This is a genomic window from Streptomyces sp. NPDC031111 (genome assembly GCF_055570675.1).
The window spans coordinates 205892-224426 of the sequence record NZ_JBVIGS010000005.1; the positions used below are offsets into that span (position 1 = coordinate 205892).

General features: G+C 72.2%; 8 protein-coding genes and 1 pseudogene (1 of these 9 only partly in view). 5 read left to right on the forward strand and 4 right to left on the reverse strand.

Annotated features, from left to right (window positions below):
* On the reverse strand, window positions 1-8674 hold the 5' portion of the coding sequence (locus ACZ470_RS13550; protein WP_468427028.1) for an SDR family NAD(P)-dependent oxidoreductase. 5150 nt of this gene lie to the left of the window's left edge; only the first 8674 of its 13824 coding nucleotides appear in the window; its start codon is at window positions 8672-8674; the stop codon falls past the left edge of the window.
* 365 nt (window positions 8675-9039) lie between these two features.
* Between ACZ470_RS13550 and ACZ470_RS13555 the strand changes: the two genes are divergently transcribed.
* The 3 genes and pseudogenes from ACZ470_RS13555 to ACZ470_RS13565 all read left to right on the forward strand — a co-directional run.
* Entirely contained in the window at window positions 9040-9798 is a 759-nt protein-coding gene (locus ACZ470_RS13555; RefSeq protein WP_468427029.1) for a thioesterase II family protein, read from the forward strand.
* Between the two features lie 113 nt (window positions 9799-9911).
* Window positions 9912-11336, forward strand: coding sequence for an amidase (locus ACZ470_RS13560; RefSeq protein ID WP_468427030.1), 1425 nt, complete (start codon window positions 9912-9914; stop codon window positions 11334-11336).
* Between the two features lie 520 nt (window positions 11337-11856).
* Window positions 11857-12654: pseudogene (locus ACZ470_RS13565) on the forward strand (pentapeptide repeat-containing protein); the annotation flags it as partial.
* On the opposite strand, the gene ACZ470_RS13570 reads toward ACZ470_RS13565, so the two are convergent.
* Window positions 12632-13294 (reverse strand): 4'-phosphopantetheinyl transferase family protein, encoded by a 663-nt coding sequence (locus ACZ470_RS13570; RefSeq protein WP_468427031.1) that lies wholly within the window; start codon window positions 13292-13294, stop codon window positions 12632-12634. The pseudogene ACZ470_RS13565 and the gene ACZ470_RS13570 sit on opposite strands and share 23 nt — an antisense overlap.
* 227 nt (window positions 13295-13521) lie before the next feature.
* Window positions 13522-14469, reverse strand: coding sequence for an RNA polymerase sigma factor SigJ (sigJ, locus tag ACZ470_RS13575; RefSeq protein ID WP_468427032.1), 948 nt, complete (start codon window positions 14467-14469; stop codon window positions 13522-13524).
* A 169-nt stretch (window positions 14470-14638) separates the two neighbouring features.
* Here sigJ and ACZ470_RS13580 point away from each other — a divergent pair, with 169 nt between their 5' ends.
* On the forward strand, window positions 14639-15628 hold the full coding sequence (locus tag ACZ470_RS13580) for an NAD(P)H-dependent oxidoreductase (RefSeq protein ID WP_468427033.1): 990 nt from the start codon (window positions 14639-14641) through the stop codon (window positions 15626-15628).
* A gap of 438 nt (window positions 15629-16066) precedes the next feature.
* On the opposite strand, the gene ACZ470_RS13585 is transcribed toward ACZ470_RS13580, so the two are convergent.
* Window positions 16067-17026 carry a helix-turn-helix transcriptional regulator gene (locus ACZ470_RS13585; RefSeq protein WP_468427034.1) on the reverse strand — a complete coding sequence of 320 codons (960 nt, stop codon included), beginning with the start codon at window positions 17024-17026 and terminating at the stop codon, window positions 16067-16069.
* Here ACZ470_RS13585 and ACZ470_RS13590 point away from each other — a divergent pair.
* Window positions 17025-18533 (forward strand): MFS transporter, encoded by a 1509-nt coding sequence (locus ACZ470_RS13590; protein ID WP_468427035.1) that lies wholly within the window; start codon window positions 17025-17027, stop codon window positions 18531-18533. The genes ACZ470_RS13585 and ACZ470_RS13590 overlap by 2 nt on opposite strands.
* Window positions 18534-18535: the final 2 nt, after the last annotated feature.

Consider the following 18535-nt stretch of genomic DNA (forward strand, 5'->3'; position numbering starts at 1 on the left):
CGGGCTTCAGTCGGAGTTCGGCCTCGAAGGTCTCGCCGAGGAACGCCATGAGCCGCTCGGCCGGCGCGGAGTCGCCGCCGTCGAGGGCGGGCGCGGAGTCGGCGGGGTGCGGGGCGGGACGAGGGGCCGGCGCTACGGCCGGGCGGCGCGCGGGGCTCAGCAGAGCGGCGGGCTCGAAACGGGCGGCGTCGACGACCAGCGGCATGACGACCGGGGCGCGCCTGGTCGTCAGGATCTCGTCGAGGAGGGCGAGGCCCTCGCCGTCCGTGATGCTGAGCAGGCCGGTGTCGGTGTAGGCCCGGTTGGTGACCTCACCGAATCCGGTGTCGCGCCAGCTGGGCCACTGAATGCTCGTGACCGGCAGGGTTCCTTCGTGCGCCTGGGCCACGTAGTCCAGGTAGGCGTTGCCCATGGCGTAGTCGCTCTGCCCGGCGCCCAGGGTGGGCACGGCCGCGGAGACGGAGGAGAACAGGAGCACGAAGCGCGGCGCCGAGGCGTCCAGGGCGGCCAGCAGGTTGCGGGTGCCCTCGGTCTTCGGGGAGACGACCCGGGCGATGCCCGCGACGGACTTGCGGACGAACGCCGGGTTCTCCGTGTCGACCAGTCCGGCCGCGTGGACGACACCGGCGATCCTGCCCATCGAGTCCTCCACGGCGCGCAGGCCCGCGGCGACCTCGTCGCCCCGGTCGAGCGGCAGCGCGAGCACCCGCACCTCGACGCCCTCGGCCTCGAGGTCCCGTACGGCGCGGATCTTGCCGCGCGCGGCGGGTGCGCAGGCGTCCGGGTCGTCCCACAGGTGGCGCGGGGGCAGCGGGTCCCGGCCGGTGAGCACGAGCCGCCGGACGCCGTGGCGCCGCACCAGGTGCCGCGCGCACAGCAGCCCGAGGCCGCGCGTGCCGCCGGTCACCAGGAGCACCTCGTCCTCGGCGAAGGGGGTGGGGGCAGCGGTCGGCGCGGCCGGTTCGAGGTCGCGGAGCACGGGGGCGTAGCGGACGCCGTCCCGGTGGCAGACCTCCACCTCGTCGTCGGCTTCGTCCAGTTCGCGACGGATGACGGCCGCCAGCCGTTCGTCGCCGGACACCGCGGGGTCCAGGTCGACATGGCGTGAGACGAGACCGCCGTACTCGCTCTGGAGCATCCTGTAGAGCCCGGCGCGCGATGCGCCGGCCAGGTCGGTCCGGGTGCGCGGGTGGGCTTCCAGTCCCTGGGTCACGTACAGCAGCCGCAGGTCGCGCGCCGCCTTGGCGGTGAGCAGCGTCTGGAGCGGCGCGAGCGACTCGCCGGGCCGGTCGTGCGGGGACAGGCCGGTGAGGTCGATCCAGGCGGAGCAGTCCTCGGCCGCGCGTCCGAGCCGCTGCTCGGCGTCCGGGCCCGTCTCCACCAGGGTCGCGCCGTCGCAGAGCCGGGCCAGCGCGGCGGCCAGGGGCGCGGTGGCGGCGTCGTGCAGGACGACGACGAAGGCGGCCGGGTCGCCCTGCGGCGGCGCGGAGTGCGGCGCCGGGCGCCACCGCTTGGTGAGGAAACGGACCTCGCCACGGGCGGGTTCGGCGGGGGTGGCAGCGGGCTCGGCCGGGGTCGCGGTCGCGCTCGCCGCGAGCGCCTCCGGCACCCAGTGCCGGTCCCGGGCGAAGGGGTAGGTCGGTGCGCTGATCCGGCGCGGTGCGCCGACGATGTGCGCTCCGCGCCAGTCGACCGACGCGCCGCGCACCCAGAGGCCCGCGAGGCGGGACAGCTCGCCCCGCTCCAGCAACCGCCGTGCGGTCCGGGTGAGTTCCTCGGCGGGCAGGAGCGAGGCCAGGGTGTCGCGATCCCGCTTGGCGTTGCCGCCGGCCACGTCCTCGATGTCCCCGTCGCCCGCGAGGTACCGCTCCAGCTTGTCGGCGAGCGACGCCCAGGTGGCGGCCACGATCGCGAGACGCTCGTCCATGGCCTCGCGCCCGACCTGGAGGGTGTAGGCCAGGTCGGCGGGCACGGCCGTACCGGGGTCGGCTTCCTTCTCCCGTACGAACCTCAGCAGTTGAGCCGCGTAGGCGCGCAGGCGGTCCGTGTCCCTGGCGGACAGCGGGAACAGCGCGGGCTGCCCGGAGGGCGGCGCCGGGCGTCGGTCGGTGTACTCCTCCACCAGCACGTGCGCGTTGGAGCCGCCCGCGCCGAACGACGAGACACCGGCGAGCCGGGGCCGGACATGGCCGTCGACGACGGGCCGTTCCCACTCGCGCAGTTCCTGGTTGACGACGAACGGGGTCGCGGCGAAGTCGATGTCGGGGTTGAGCGTGCGGGAGTGGAGCGAGGGGGCGATCCGGCCGTGTTCCAGTTGCAGCAGGACCTTGGTGAGTCCGGCGATGCCCGCCGCGCTCTCGCAGTGGCCGATGTTCGACTTCACCGAGCCGAGGAGGCAGTACTGCCGCTCGGCGTCCTCGCCGAACGCCTGGCTGAGCGCGGTGATCTCGATGGGGTCGCCCAGCTTGGTGCCGGTGCCGTGCGCCTCGATGTAGCTGACGGCGCGGGGGTCGGCCCCGGCCCCGCGCAGCGCGTCGGCGACGGCCGCCCTCTGGGCGCGCGGGTTGGGCACGGTGTAGCCGTTGGTGCGGCCGCCGTGCGAGATGCCGATTCCCTTGATGACGCCGTAGACGTGGTCGCCGTCGCGTTCGGCGTCGCGCAGCGGCTTCAGTACGACGACTCCCACGCCCTCGCCCGGGATGTAGCCGTCCCCGCCGATGCCGAAGCTCTCGCAGTGGCCCTTTCCGGAGATGAACTGGCCCGCGCTGAGGCTCAGGTACTTGTTGGGGTGGACGGTCACGTTGACCCCGCCCGCGAACGCCAGCCTGGTACGGCCGTCCCGCAGGTCCCGGCAGGCCAGCTCCAGAGCCGTCAGCGAGCTGGAGCACATCGTGTCCACGGTCATGCTCGGTCCGTGGAGGTTCATCACGTACGAGACCCGGTTGGCGACGCCGGCGAAGCTGCTGCCGACCGCGCTCGGGTTGGCGCCGTTCCGGAACAGCAGTTGGTACTGGTTCCACATGGCGCCCGCGTACACGCCGACCTGCCCGTCGATGCGCCGCAGGTCCTCGCGGGTGTGCCCGGCGTCCTCCAGGGCCGACCAGGCGTGCTCCAGGAACAGCCGTTCCTGCGGGTCCAGGAAGTCGGCCTCGTACGGCGAGATGTTGAAGAACAGCGGGTCGAAGCGGTCGACCTCGGCGATGAAGCCGCCCCACTTGCTGTAGTGGCGCCCGGGCTCGGTGCGGTCCTCGCTGTAGTAGGCGCGCCAGTCCCAGCGGTCCTCGGGCACCTCGGTGACGCAGTCGCGGCCGTCGCGCAGGTTCCGCCAGAACTCGCCCAGGTCACGGGCCCCGGGGTAACGGCCGGACACCCCGATGATCGCGATGTCCAGGGCGGACGGTGCCGGCTGTGTGGGCTCGGGTGCGGCCGTCCGCTCGGCGGCGGCCGGCAGCGGTTCGCGGGCGGTCTCGGGGGCCGCGCCGGACGGGGTGAACGACTTCTCCAGCACGGGCCGGTGTCGTTCGAGGAAGTAGCCGGCCAGCTCGGACAGCGTGTGGTACTCGAACATCAGCGTCTTGGGCAGCGGTCCGAAGGTGGACTCCAGTGCGGCGGTCAGCTCGGTCGCCAGGATGGAGTCCATCCCGTAGGCGCCGAGGAGTTCGTCCGCGTCGAGCCCGTCCGCGGCCAGTCCCGTGACGCGGGCCAGCGTCTGCCGGAGCAGTGCGAGGGTCTCCTCGGTGAGTTCGGGGCGGGTGCCGCCTTCGGAGGCATCGGCCCGCTCGGTCTCGGGCGCGCCGTCGAGCAGGGCGCGCAGTGCCGCCTCGTCCCCCGCGCCGACGAGCACCTGCGGCTCGCCCGAGGCGAGGGCGTGGTGGAAGGCCGCCACGCCGGCCGAGCTCGTCATCGGCGCGAGGCCCGTGCGTACCCGGAGCGCGTCGCGTGTGGTGTCGTCCGCGCCCATGCCGCCGCTCTCCCACAGCGGCCAGCCGATGGCGACGGTACGGCCGCTGCGGGAGCCGGACCGGACCAGCTCGTCCCGGTGGTGGGCGAAGGCGTCGAGGAAGGCGTTGGCCACGGCATAGTCGCCCTGGCCGACGTTGCCGGTCGTGCCCATGATCGACGAGAACAGGGCGAAGAAGTCCAGTTCCGTGTCCCGGGTGGCCTCGTCCAGGGCGACCGCGCCGTCCAGCTTCGGGCGCAGGACCCGGCCGAACTCCGCCGCCGACTTCTTGAGCAGGAAGGCGTCGTGGAGCACGCCCGCGCAGTGCAGCACCCCGTGCAGACCGCCGAAGCGGCCCACGAGACCGGCGACGAGGTCCCGGGTGCCCTGCCGGTCGGCGGCGTCCAGCACGTGGTACTCGACGGTCGCGCCCGCGTCGCGCAGGGCCGCGAGCCGCGCTTCCCTGTCCGCGGTGAGCGGGGAGCGGCCGGTCAGGCACAGCACCGCGCCGGGCGCCCGGCGGGCGATCTCCGCGGCGAACACGAGGCCCAGGCCGCCGGCGCCGCCGGTGACGAGGTACACGCCCCGCTCCCGCCACGGGACGTCCGCGGTGCCGTCCGCCGTCCGCGCGGTCAGGGGCTCCCAGCCGAGGACGTGCCGTCGTCCGTCCTCGTGGCGCACCCGCCGGTCCTGCGGGGAACGGCTGTCGTCGTCCAGGATCGTGGCGAGGGCGGCCGCCGTGGCATCGGCGGGCACGGACAGGAGCTGGCCCACCAGTGCCGGGTTCTCCAGCTGTGCCGTCCGCAGCAGGCCGGACAACGCCTCGTGCAGGCGCCCGGTCCCGTCGGCCGGGACCAGTACCTGCACGAGCACCGGGCCGGCGGGCCTGCCCAGCAGGATGCCCTTGAGCGCCTGGAACAGCCGGATCGCCCGTGCGGCGACGGCCTGTTCGGGCCGGGTCGGCGGGTCGGCCGGGACGTCCGACGCGGCACCGGTCCCCGGTTCGTCCGGGTCGAGGAAGGTGAGGTGCGGGGCCAGTGTGCGGAGTTCCGCCAGGCGTTCCTCGAAGCCGCAGGCCAGCACCGTCCGCGCGGTGTAGCGGGGCCCCCGGTCCGGGGCGGCGGGGCGCTCGCTCCACGTCGGCCGGAGCAGCGTGACCCGCTCGGTGGCCCGCGGTGCGGAATCGGGGCGGCGGCGCGCGCAGTAGCCGCGCAGCGCCGCGAACACCCGGCCGTGCTCGTCGCAGAGGTCGATGTCCCAGCGCCGTACGTCGTCCGAGGAGCCGGCGGCCTCGCGCACCCACGCGTAGGCGGTGGCGGGAGTGGTGCCCCGTGCCTCCAGGGAGTCGAGGGCGAACGGAAGCGGCGCCGTCCATGCGGGCGTCCGCCCGTCCGCGTCGGGCCGGGCGGCGTGGATCTCCGGCGCGTACACCGCCTGGAGCGCGCCGTCGAGCACGCTGGGGTGCAGCACGTAGTCGCCGGCGGTCGCCGCCACACAGTCGGGTACGACCAGGGTCGCCAGCGCCTCCCGCTCCCCCAGTCGCACCTCCCGCAGTGCCCGGTGGGCGGGGCCGTAGTCCAGCCCGGCGGCGCGCAGGGCGTCGTAGCACTCGTCCGCGCCGAGCACCGCCGTGCCCGTACGGGCCGTCAGCGCGGCCAGGTCCAGGGGGTCGTGGGTGCTCGCGGCGCGCGATCCTCGTCCGCGTGAGTGCGTCACCGTGTCCGTCGTGCCGTCGGGGCCGGTGGTGCGGATCTCGAAGGCGGCCCGGCCGTCGGCGTCGTGCGTCACGGTGGTGTGGACGGTGCGCGGGGCGTCGCCGACGACGACCGGACGCGACCACACCACGTCGTCCAGGCGTACGGACGTACCGTCGGCCGAGGGCGGGAGTGCACGGTGGACGGCCTCGCGCGCCAGCTCCAGGTAGGCGACGGCGGGCAGGACCGGCTCGCCCTGGACGCGGTGGTCGCGCAGGAAGAAGTCCTGCCGGGTGAAGACGGACTCGTACGTCCGCACACCGTCCTCACCGGTCGCCGTGGAGGTCAGCAGCGGGTGGCCTCCGCCCGCCGGGCGCGCGGGTTCCTCGGTGTCCAGCCAGTAGCGGGTCCGGGCGAAGACGTGCGTCGGCAGGGGTATTCGACGGGGCGGCACGCCGTCCCGGTACAGCGCCGACCAGTCGACGGCCGCGCCCTGCACCCAGTCCTCGGCCAGCCGGGCCGCGTCCCGCCCGTCCGGGGCCGGTGCGGTGGCGCGGCCGGTGCGCCTGGCCCGGCCGCGGAAACCGGCGGGCGCTGCCACCCGCTCACCGGAGACCACGCGCGTGAGCAGGGTTTCGAGTTCCGCGGGGTCGGCGGCGAGCAGCGCCAGCCGCTCGGTCAGGGGTGCCCGTCCGACCTGGAGCGTGTGGGCCAGGTCCCGCAGCGCGGCCGGCCCGGGCCGGGTGGTGCGCAGGTGGGCGAGGAGCGAATCGGCCTGGCGGACAAGGAGTTCGTCGCTCTCCGCGGAGAGTACGACCGCCACGGGGGTTTCCGGTGTCCTGGTGGTGGCGGGACGGGCCTGGGGCGCCGGGGGCTCCGCGACGATCACGTGGGCGTTGCTGCCGCCGGAGCCGAAGCTGCTCACTCCGGCGACGCGCACACCGTCCGCCGCGGCCGGCCAGTCACGGAGGCGGTCGACTATGGAGAACGGCGTCCCGTCGAGGGCGACTTTGGGGTTGAGGCGCTCGTAGTGGAGGGACGCGGGCAGTCGCCCGTGACGCAGGGACAGGACGATCTTCAGGAGCCCGGTGATGCCCGCGGCGGCCTCGAGATGACCGAGATTGGTCTTGACGGAGCCGAGCCCGCACGGGGTGGTGCTGCCCGCGAAGGCGCGGCTGAGGCCCTGGACCTCGATCGGGTCGCCGAGCGCGGTGCCGGTGCCGTGGGCCTCGACGTACGTCACGTCGGCGGCTGTCATGCGCGCGTCGGCGAGCGCCGCGGAGACGAGGCTCGCCTGCATCGGCGCGCTGGGCACGGTGAGTCCGCCCGCCTGGCCGCCGTGGTTGGTGGCGCTGCCCTTGATCACGGCGTGCACGTGGTCGCCGTCGGCGAGCGCGGCGGCCAGCGGCTTGAGCAGCATGACCACTCCGCCCTCGGAGCGCACATAGCCGTTGGCACCCGCGTCGAAGGTCTTGCACAGGCCGTCCGGCGAGAGCATGCCCGCCTGGTGGTAGGCGACGCTCGCCGCCGGATGGCAGAGCACGTTCACCCCGCCGACCAGGGCGGCCTCGCACTCGCCGGCGCGCAGTGCCCGGACGGCCTGGTGGACGGCGACCAGGGAGCTGGAGCAGGCGGTGTCCACCTGGATGCTCGGTCCGCGCAGGTCGAAGAAGTAGGAGACCCGGTTGGCGATGATCGCCATGGAGGTGGCCAGCCCGCCGTGCGCGCGCACCGGGAGCCGACGGGTGTCCATGACGCGCTGGTAGTCCGAGCCGCTGGCGCCGATGAACACGCCGATCGAGGCGCCCGCGACGGCGCTCGGCGCGCGTCCGGCGTCCTCCAGGCAGGCCCAGCTCAGCTCCAGCATCCAGCGCTGTTGGGGGTCCATGCGGCGGGCCTCGTTGGGCGTGATCCGGAACAGCCCGGCCTCGAAGCAGTCCCCGTCCGTGACGAACCCGCCCCGGTCGATGCCCGGGTGGGTGTCCGGGCCGATGCCCTCGGGCCACTGCCAGCGGCCGTCGGGCAGCGGCCCCACGGCCGAGCCGCGGTCCGCGAGGAGGCGCCAGAGTTCGGTGTAGTGGTCGATGCCTCCGGGCAGCCGGCAGGCCATGCCGACGATCGCGATGTCCTGCCCGTCCGGTGCCGGTGCATTGCCGACGTCCTGCTGATCCGGATCGGTTTCCTCCCGGAGACCGTCGAGATAATCCACGATTTTCGAGCCCGTGTTGCACTCGAAGAAGAACAGCGTTCCGAGCTGGACGCCGTATTGGCCCTCGATCCTTTCCTGGAGATCGAGAAGGCTCGCCGAGTCGATTCCCAGCTCGAACAACGGGATTTCCAGGAGGAGTTCACCGGACCGGTCCGATGCCGCGGCACCCGCCGTCGCCACCAGGAATTCCCGCACCTCGTCGGCCAGTGCCTCAAGTGGAGGAATAGGAATGTCGGCGGTCTTTTCGGCTGCGGTGCTCGCCAACTGACGGACCCGCTCCCGGCGGCCGTTGAGGTCGTATTCGACCAGGACGCCGTTTCCCTGGTTGACGGTGTCGGCGGGCCGGTAATCCGGCACGAGTCGGCGAATCTCGGCGCCGTGCAGTTGGTGCATCCTCAGCACGGTGTCCAGGCAACGCCCTTGCCCGTTGAGGGCGTTGATGTACTGGGCGAGCTCCCAGCCGGGGTGCCGCGCGAAGTCGTGGCAGCGGGTGACGCCGACCGCGGTCCGGACCTTCGCCTCCTCATGACACCACGTCAGGAGGTGTTCCAGGAGGGCGTCCCCGTAGCCGAGGCTCTGCATGCGGGGGTCGATGTTCAGGGACAGCACATGGGCGACGGCACCGTCCGCGCGGTGCAGCCGGTCCGCGGTGTCGAACCGTGCGGAGCCCAGCTCGCCGACGTCGGCGATGCGCTGCGAGTAGATGACCCCGCCCACGCCGTCATCGGTCTCGATGACGAATTGCCCGGCCGAATTGACGGCCAGCCGGCGCTCGATGGTGCCGCGTGAAACCCGCAACTCCCGAGGCCAGCACAGCTCCTCGAGTTCCATGAGCCGGGTGAGGTCGGAAACGACCGCACGCCGAATCAACGCATGGTGCTGGTGAAGCATGGTGAGATAGCCCGTCCCCCGTGCGCCGGGCTCCTGTCACGGAGTCCGAACGACCGTCTTTCTCGCCGTTGAAGGTGAAACCACCTGAACAAAAAATGTTCACCGCAAGGGTGAACACGCCCCCCTGCCGTTGACGGCTCACCGAGTATTCATGTCCCCCCACAGATCAGTCAAGCTCCCCCCGGGAGGCGGGCCTCTCCCCGCACACCCTCTAAGGTGACCGTCGTCGCCAGGACTTTCGCCCGGCTCAAGCCCTGTGTTGAAGGTCCGTCAGGGCGGCACTGTGACGAAGAAGGGAACAGACCGTGGCCGAACCGTCGAAGAGGAGCGCCTGGATCCGACGGTTCCACCCGGCGCCCGATGCCGCCGTCCGCCTGGTCTGCTTCCCGCACGCGGGCGGCGCCGCCACGTACTACCACCCGCTCTCCCAGGCGATGTCTCCGGACGCGGACGTGCTGGCGATCCAGTACCCCGGGCGACAGGACCGCCTCGGCGAACCCTGCGTCGAGGACGTGCCCGCGCTCGCCGACCAACTCGTCGACGATCTGGTTCCCTGGTCCGACCGCCCGCTGGTCCTTTTCGGCCACAGCATGGGGGCCGCCGTGGCGTTCGAGGTCGCACTCCGGCTGGAGCGGCGCGGGGTGGTGCCGCTCGGCCTGTTCGCCTCGGGGCGGCGCGCGCCCTCGCTCCGCCGCGAGGAGCGCATGCATCTCGCCACCGACGCGGAACTGGTCGCCGAGCTCAAGAAGCTCAACGCCGCCAACGCCCAGGTCTTCGCCGACGAGACGCTGCTGCGCATGGTGCTGCCGACGATCCGGAGCGACTACCGGGCCATCGAGCGCTACCACAATCCGTCGGCTCCCCCGTTGCGTTGCCCGATCGTCGCCCTGACCGGGGACGCCGACCCCGTCGCGGACGTCGGCGACGTGGAACTCTGGGCGCGGCACACCTCGGCGCACTTCCGGATGCGGGTCTTCCGCGGCGGTCACTTCTTCCTCGACGACCACGCGGACGCGGTACGGAAGGAGATCCGCGACCACATCGCGGCCACGAGCACGCGCTGACACCGACGGGGCAACCGGCGGCGCGGTGACCGTCGGCACCCCTGCGCCCCTGCACCCGGTCCGCGACCGCGCGGCGCCGTGTGTCAGGCTGACGTCGGTCACGGAGTCGAGGAGTGGGACCGCTGGAACTGCATGAATACGCCTCGCTGGACGCGGTCGGCCTGAGCGACCTCATCCGGGCGGGCGAGGTGACCGCGAACGAGGTCGAGGAGGCCGCCCGCCGCGCCCTGGACCAGGTCGGCCCGGAACTCGGCGCCCTCACCCGCCCGCTCTTCGAACCGGCCCTCGTGCACGATCCCGGCGGCCCGTTCGCCGGAGTCCCTTTCGTGATCAAGGACAGCGGCCCGTTCGCGCAGGGGGTTCCGTTCACTCTGGGCAGTCGCAGCATCCAGGGGGCCGTGGCCGCCGTCGACCACGACCTGATGGCCCGTTTCCGGGCGGCGGGGCTGGTGGCGCTGGGCCAGAGCACCGCTCCCGAATTCGGCCTGAGCTTCGCGACCGAATCCGCGCGGTACGGCGTGACACGCAACCCGTGGGACCCGGGCCGGGGCGTCGGCGGGTCCAGCGGCGGGGCGGCCGCGCTCGTCGCCGCCGGTGCCGTGCCGGTGGCCCATGCCAACGATGCCGGCGGGTCGATCCGCGTACCCGCGTCATGCTGCGGGCTCGTCGGCCTCAAGCCGAGCCTCGGCCGCACCCCGTGCGGCCCGCTCACCGGTGAGGCCGCGTTCGGGCAGCTCGTGGAGTTCGCTCTCACCCGGTCCGTGCGGGACACGGCCCGTCTGCTGGACGCGGTCTCGGCGCCACCGGTCGGCGACAAGTACCGGGCGCCGGCCCCCGCGCGTCCTTTCGCCGAGGCCATGCGTACCGACCCCGGCCGGCTGCGGGTGGCCCTCGCCACCACGCCGTCGTCCGGCACCCGGGTCGACCGCCAGGTCGCCGAGGTCACGGTGAACGCCGGCAAGGTGCTGGAGTGGATCGGGCACTCGGTGGCCGAGGAAAGGCCCGGCATCGACGCCGACGACATCGTCGAGGCGGCCATGCTCAGCGTCGTGTCCACGGGCGGAGCGGTCCTCAGGGGCGCCCCCCGCCGCCCGGACCCGGCCGCGCTGGAGGCCGTGTCGCGTGCGGTGCTCGCCGAGGCCGAGGCGTTCACGACGCTCGACGTGCTGGCGGCGATGGAGGCCCAGAACCGCGTGACCCGGGCCATGGGGCGCTTCTTCCTCGACCACGACCTGCTGGTCACCCCGACGCTGGCCGCCCTTCCGGCACCGCACGGCACCCTGGCCTACGACGCCCCCGGCCAGACCGCGCGCTCCTGGCTGCGCCGCATCTTCGCCCACGGGCCCTTCACGGCTGCCTTCAACGTCTCCGGCCACCCCGCGCTCAGCCTGCCGCTGGGGCAGAGCCGGGAGGGCCTGCCCATCGGCGTCCAGTTCGTCGCCGCCCATGGACGAGAGGATCTGCTGCTCCAGGTGGCCGCCCAATTGGAACAGGCGGTGCCGTGGAAGGACCGGCAGCCGCCGGTCTACGTCGACTGAGAGCGACGGGTCCTCGATGCCCGGGCCCGACCTGGTAGCACGCGCCGGACGGCCGCGCTCCCCGGCGGCCGGTCGGGCATCTCGCGCCGTCTGCGAGAATGGAAGCCGTTCTCGGAGCGCCCCGGTATGCGGTGCTCGTCGCCCAACAGGAGCACGCACAGTGTCGCCACAGCACGAAGCCGCCTCTTCCTCCGGGGGGCGCAAGCGCCCCTCCTCGGGAGAGGACCGCAAGCAGCCGTCCTCCGCCGGAGGACGCAAGCGGTCTGCTGCCGCCGGCGGGAAGGGGCGCCCGTCCCAGGAGGACGAACGCAGGCGTCCGTCCTCCGCGCAGAGCCGCCGACGTGGCGCGTCCGCAGGTCAGGGCCAGGAGGGCGCCGCTGCCGGCCGGGACCGCAAGGCCCAGCCCGGGAAGGGCCGACAGGCGGGCAAGGCCAGGCCGGAGCACAAGGCCCGGGAGCACAAGGCCCGGGACCGCAAGGCCGAAGACCGCCGGACACCCCACGACGGCAAGCCTGCCCAGGACCGCAAGGACCTACAGGCCGACTGTGCCAACTGCTTCGGTCTGTGCTGCGTGGCCCTGCCCTTCGCCCGCTCCGCCGACTTCGCCGCCGACAAGGCCGCCGGGCAGCCGTGCTCGAACCTCCAGTCGGACTTCCGCTGCGGCATCCACGCGCAGCTGCGCGACAAGGGATACCCCGGCTGCACCGTCTTCGACTGCTTCGGCGCCGGGCAGAAGGTGTCCCAGATCACCTTCGGCGGCACCGACTGGCGTCGGGCGCCGAAGACGGCGCGCTCCATGTTCGAGGTCTTCCCCGTCATGCGGCAGCTGCACGAGCTGCTCTGGTACGTCACCGAGGCCCTCGACCTCGCACCGGCACGCCCCGTCCACAAGGAGCTGCGGCGGGCGCTGGCCCACATCGACGGCCTGACCCGCGGTAGCGCCGAGTCGATCACCGAGCTGGACGTGAACACGCTGCGTGGCGAGGTCAACACGTTGCTGCTGCGGGCCAGTGAGCTCGTCCGGGCCCAGGTCCCGGGCCGTAAGAAGAACCACCGCGGAGCCGATCTGATCGGCGCGAAGCTGACCGGCGCCGAGCTGAGGGGGGCGAGCCTGCGTGGCGCCTACCTCATCGCCGCCGACCTCAGCGGGGCCGATCTGCGCGACGCCGACCTGATCGGGGCGGACCTCCGCGACGCCGACCTGCGCGGTGCCGATCTCACCGGCGCGCTGTTCCTCACCCAGGCGCAGCTGAACGCGGCCAACGGCGACACGGCCACCAAGCTGCCTCCCACGCTCAGCCGGCCCGCTCACTGGTAGGCGCGGGGATCGCCACGGCGGTCACCGTCAGCCCGTTCCGGACCCGCCACCGCCCGTCGAAGCGGTCCAGGCGCACCCCGCCCACCACCGGCCCTGTCACCTTCAGGGCCGCGGTGAAGGTGCCGCGCTCCGGGTCGGGCGTGATCGCGCACTGGTCGAAGTCCAGCCAGCGCCCGGTCAGCGGAAACCACGCCTTGTAGACGCTCTCCTTCGCGCTGAACAGCAGACGGTCCCAGTGCACGTCGGGGTGGGCGGCGCCGAGCCGCTCCAGTACGGACCGCTCCTCGGGCAGGGTGATCAGCTCGCGCACACCCTCGGGAACGGGTTCGTTGGGCTCCGCGTCCACGCCGAGTGCCGCGACGGACGAGTCGCGCGCGACGGCGGCCGCGCAGTATCCCGCGCAGTGGGTCATGCTGCCGACGAAGCCCTCGGGCCAGCGCGGTGCCCGGCGGGCCCACTTCGGGCCGCGTCCATCGGGCGCGAGCGGCCGGGGTGCCACACCGAGCCGCGCCATCGCCCGGCGCGCGCACAGCCGGACCGCGCCGAATTCCCGCCGCCGCTTGTCCACCGCGGCGGCCACGGCATCGGCCTCCTGCGGAAACAGCTCGACCCCGGCGACGGCGTCGAACAACTCGGCCACGGCAACGTCCTCGGGGAGCAGTCCCCCCAAAAGCCCGCCAGACGCCGTAGCAGTGAACACATCGCCTCCCGCGCAGAACAGCGGCACCGGGTGCCACCCTATGCCCCCAATGGACTTGGCCGGCGGTCCCCCGGGGTCGTCGATCACAATGACCTCGCCGCCGTACGGAGCCGCCGCCGGCTGCTCGCGCAGCAGCTCAAGCCGCCGCTCGCGGCCGGGCCCTGCGGTCAACCCACCGTCCACGGGCGGAGTTTGTCGGGGTTGCGCACTGCCCAGATGTGCGTGATGCGGTCGCCGGCGACGTCGAACGCGTACACCGCCACGGTGACACCTTCGTGCTCGATCACCAGACCGGCCCGGCCGTTGACCGTGCGCTCCAGGACCGTCAGGCCGCCGGGCGCCCGGACGGCGAGGTCGGTGAGGTAGCGCGCGATCCCTTCGCCGCCCTCGATCGGGTGGGGCGCGGCGGCGACCACGCCGCCGCCGTCCGCCGTGAACGTGGCGCCGGGGGCGAGGAGGCTGACGAGGGCGTTGATGTCCTGTGCGTCCCACGCCTGCTTGAACTCCCTGACGAGGTCCGCCTGGTGAGCTGCCGGGGCCTCGGTGGGGAGGGAGGCGCGGACGCGCCGCCGGGCGGCGGAGGCCAGTTCGCGGCAGGCCGCCGGGGTGCGGCCGGTGATCGCGGCGATCTCGGCGAACGGGTAGCCGAAGACGTCGTGCAGGATGAGCGCGACGCGCTGGGCCGGGGTCATGGATTCGAGGACGACGAGGAACGCCATACTCACCGACTCGTCGAGTGTGACCCGGTCGGCCGGGTCCGCGAGGTCGGTCGCGGTGGTGCCCGGGCGCCCGCTGATCCAGTCGGTCCGCTCGGGCACCGGCTCGGGGATCCATGAGCCCACGTAGCGCTCGCGCCGTACCCGCGCCGAGCCGAGGAGGTCCAGGCACACGCGGGTGGCGACCGTCGTCAGCCACGCGCCGGGGGACTCGATGGCGTCCTGCCGCTGTCGGGACATGGCGTACCAGCGGGTGTACGTCTCCTGGACCGCGTCCTCGGCCTCGGCCAGGGAACCGAGGAGCCGGTAGGCGAGACCGACCAGCCGCCGCCGCTCGCTGATGATCGCGTCCAGGCCCGCGTCGGACTCGTCGTGTGGTGGCTGCGCGTGATCGGTCATGGTTCCGGTGGCTCCCTGATCTCGGATCGTCCCTCGCCGGTCCGACGAGACAGCACGTCCGATTGTCAGCTCCGCGACTCGCCCTGACGTTCCGCGGGGTCACGTCGTCGTACCGCTCGGAGACGCCACCGGCCCGGAGAACCCGGGCGGAGTACCTCAGGAGACAGCGATGACCAGGATCGGAATACTCATCGGCAGCACCCGCCCCGGCCGCAAGGGCGACCAGGTCGCCCGGTGGGTTCACGAGCGGGCGGCCCTCCGCGGCGACGCCGAATTCGAGCTGATCGACCTGCTCGACCACCGGCTGCCGCATCTGGACGAGCCGCTGCCCGCGCTCGCCGGGCGGTACCAGCACGGGCACACCCGGGCCTGGGCGGACACCATCGCCCGCTTCGACGGATTCGTCATGATCACCCCCGAGTACAACGCCTCCATCCCCGGCGTACTCAAGAACGCGATCGACTACTTGCACGCGGAGTGGGCCCACAAGGCCGTCGGGTTCGTCTCCTACGGCGTCGCCGGCGGCACCCTTGCGGCCCGGCAGTTGCGGGCGCTGTGTGAGCTCCTCCAGATGGGTGCGGTGCCCCCGCAGGTCTCGCTGTCCCTGCACACCGATTTCGAGGACCACGCGACACTCAAGCCGGGCGCCCATCACGCCGGCGCCCTCGACACACTGCTGGACCACGTCGTCGCCCAGAGCACCGAAGGACGGACAGCCATGCCCACACAGCGCGAGACGGACGAAGCCGCGATCCGCCGTCACATCGACGGGATGATCGACGCAATCCAGGCCAGGGACCTCGAGGGCCTCAGGCGGTTCTACTCGACGGACGTCGTGTCCTTCGACATCGACCCGCCGCTCCAGCACGTGGGGATCGACGCGAAGCTCAAGAACTGGGCGACCGTGTTCACGCTCTTCAAGGAAGTGACCTACGAGGTGCGCGACCTGATGTCCACGGTCGGCGAGGACGTGGCGTTCGCACACGGCTTCGGCCGCCTCAGCGGCACACTGCCCGACGGAACGGCGACGGGCGGCATGTGGGTCCGGTTCACCTTCGGCTTCCGGAAGATCGACGGCCAATGGCTGACCACACACGACCAAGTCTCCGTGCCGCTGGACATCCAGACGGGCAAGGGGGTCGTCGACCTCGAACCGTGACACCGGCGGGCCCTGAGCGGGCTCGTGCTCGACCAGCAGCAGTCACCCATCCGCACGGTGTGACACGACAACGGCTCGCACATCCGGGAACACTGACATTCATCGCCGCTCCCCTCCCTGAGGAAAGGTTCACATGTCCATTTCCCGACGCTGTACCGCCCTCCTGCTCCTGGCGGGTACGGCCGTAGGCACCCATGTGGTCACCGCCCCAGCGGCCTCTGCCGTCGTTGACCCCGCAAAAGTCGCGGTTCTGGAATCCATCCAGAGAGCGGATCCAATCCTCATGGCCAATTGCGCGACTGGGTCGGTGGCTGATCCGGCCGGCGCCGTTGTGGTTCCTCCGGAAGTTCCGTTGGTGGGCTGCCTCACTCTGTGACAACACGGCAGACCCCCGCCGCCCTGAGGCGACGGGGGTCTGTACCCGTCTGAAGTCGGAAGTTACGTCCGCGTAGTCGCGGCAGTGAGGTCTGCCATCCGGGTCAGACGCAGGGCGGTCGACTCATCGGCCGGCGTCATCACGGTCATCCGGTGTCCCGTCTCCGAAACACTCGTGGAGACGAAGTTCAGCTGGAGCTGCCCGACAAGCGGGCTTTCGAGGCGTTTCGTCTCGTACTGCTGGGGCAGTACGTCGTGACGAGCCCACAGTCGGGCGAACTCCTCGGACCTTTCCCTGAGTTCGTCAACGATCCCGGCAGCGGCAGCGCCGATGTCGGTGCCCACTTCGGCGCGCATTCTTGCGACCATCCGGGCGGCAACCAGCTCACCGTCGATGTAGCGGCTGCGCCAGTCGGGGTCGGTGAAGAACTGCACCGCGCAGTTGCGTTCACCGGGCGGGATGAGGTCCATGTCGGTGAAAAGAAATCGGTAGGCACGGTTGTATGCCACCACGTCGAACAACGGCGTTTGCAGGCACGCGGGGAACGGGTCGAGCTTGTCCAGAACAGGTTGAAGCGCCGCGGTGAGTCCCGGGTCGCATTCGGCGGGCCCGGATTTCGGCACCCGTGATCCGGCGAGCCGGTGCAGGTGCCGTCTTTCGGTGTCGTCCAGTCGCAGGGCTCGGGCGACCGCTTGCAGGACCTGAGTGCTGACGTTGATGGGCCGGCCTTGTTCGAGCCAGGTGTACCAGGTGACGCCGACCCCCGCGAGGACGGCGACCTCTTCGCGCCGTAGCCCGGGTGTCCGCCGTCGCCCAGTGGACGGGAGACCCACCTGTTGCGGGGTTACTCGTTCGCGTCGACTGCGGAGGAAGTCACCGAGCTCGCGCCGGATCGCGGCGGGCCTGGTCTCTTTCATTTCGTCATCCTCCCGTACGGAGAACCCGGTATCCAGGTGGTGACCAGTACCCCCATAAATGGACTCCTGGTGCCAGGATAAGCGGCGCTTGATGATCGACGGCATGACCACGTCTTCCGCACCGCACGACAGTCCCTCCTCCCGTACAGGCGTCCCTGACAGGGAGAACGACCACGCCGCGCCGCCGCCCGCACCGGGTCCGTCGGAGCCTCCGGCTCCGGGTCTGGGGACGGGCCGGCTCCTGACGACACTGTCGGCGTTGCTGTTGTCGGTGGTCAGTTTCGCGGCGGCGGGTATCGCCGTGCCCGACATCGGCGCTTCTCTGGGGGCCACGGCTGCCGAACAGTCGTTGGTGGTGTCGGTGTACGCGTTGGGGTTCGCCGTTCCGATGGTCCTCGGGGGCAGGCTCGGGGATCTGTACGGGCGACGCCGGCTCTTCCTGACCGGCATGGCCGGTTTCACCCTGTTCTCCCTGGTCGCGACCCTGGCCCCGAGCATCACCGTGCTGATCACCGCGCGGGCCCTTACCGGGATCTCCGCCGCGGCCATGGTTCCGCAGGTACTGGCGACGATCACGGCGTCCACCCAGGGGCCCGAACGTGCCCGCGCCGTCGCGCTGTTCGGCGCGACCGCGGGCGGGGCCACGGCGATCGGGCAGGTCCTCGGCGGCGTACTGCTGTCCGTCCCCCTGCTCGGTGCTCCCTGGCGAATGGTCTTCGCGATGAGCGTGCTCATGGGCGTGATCGCGTTCTGTGCCGCGCTGCGCCGGCTGCCCGACACCAGTGCGCCGGGCCACCGGTCGCTGGACCTGATCGGGACGACACTGCTCGGACTGGCCCTGCTGGCACTCATGATCCCGATCTCCCAGGGCGGCGCACTGGGCTGGCCGGTCTGGTGCTGGGCGCTGCTGGGGGCGACGCCGTTGCTGTTCGCGGCATTCTGGCGGCGGCAGTTGCGGCTGCACCGCGGTGACCGGGTTCCGCTCGTTCCGCCGCCCCTGTTTCGGCTCGGCTCCTACCGGATCGGGCTGGTGATGGCGTTGATGCTCCAGTCCGCGTTCGGCGCGTTCACGTTCCTCTACGCGATCTCCACGCAGACGGGGCTCGGCTGGTCCTCCATGCACGCGGCCCTCGTGCTGCTGCCGTTCTCCCTGTGCTTCCTCGGCGTGTCGATATGGTCGGGGAAGCTCGCGCCCCGTTTCGGGTTCCGCAGGCTCCTCGCCATCGGCGGACTGGTCCAAGCCGCACTCCTGAGCATCACGGCGGTCTCCGTGTTCCTCCAGGGTGCCGGCCTGAACTCGTGGATGTTCGCCGCCCTCCTCGTCGGGGTCGGTGTCGGGCAGGCCTTCATGTTCGGGCCGCTCGTGGGAGCGATGATCGCCGAGGTTCCTCCCGCCTCCGCGGGAGCCGCGTCCGGTGTGCTCCAGACCACACAGCAAGCCGCGATGGGTCTCGGTGTCGCCGTCGCCGGAGGCCTGCTCGGTGCGGCCCTGGCCGGTTCCACAGCCCCCACAGGTCAGGCCTACACCAGCGCGCTGGCGGTCTGCATGCTCGTCCAGGCGGCATTCGCCCTCGCGTTCGCCCTTTGCGCACTCGCCCTGCCCCGGCGCTGACG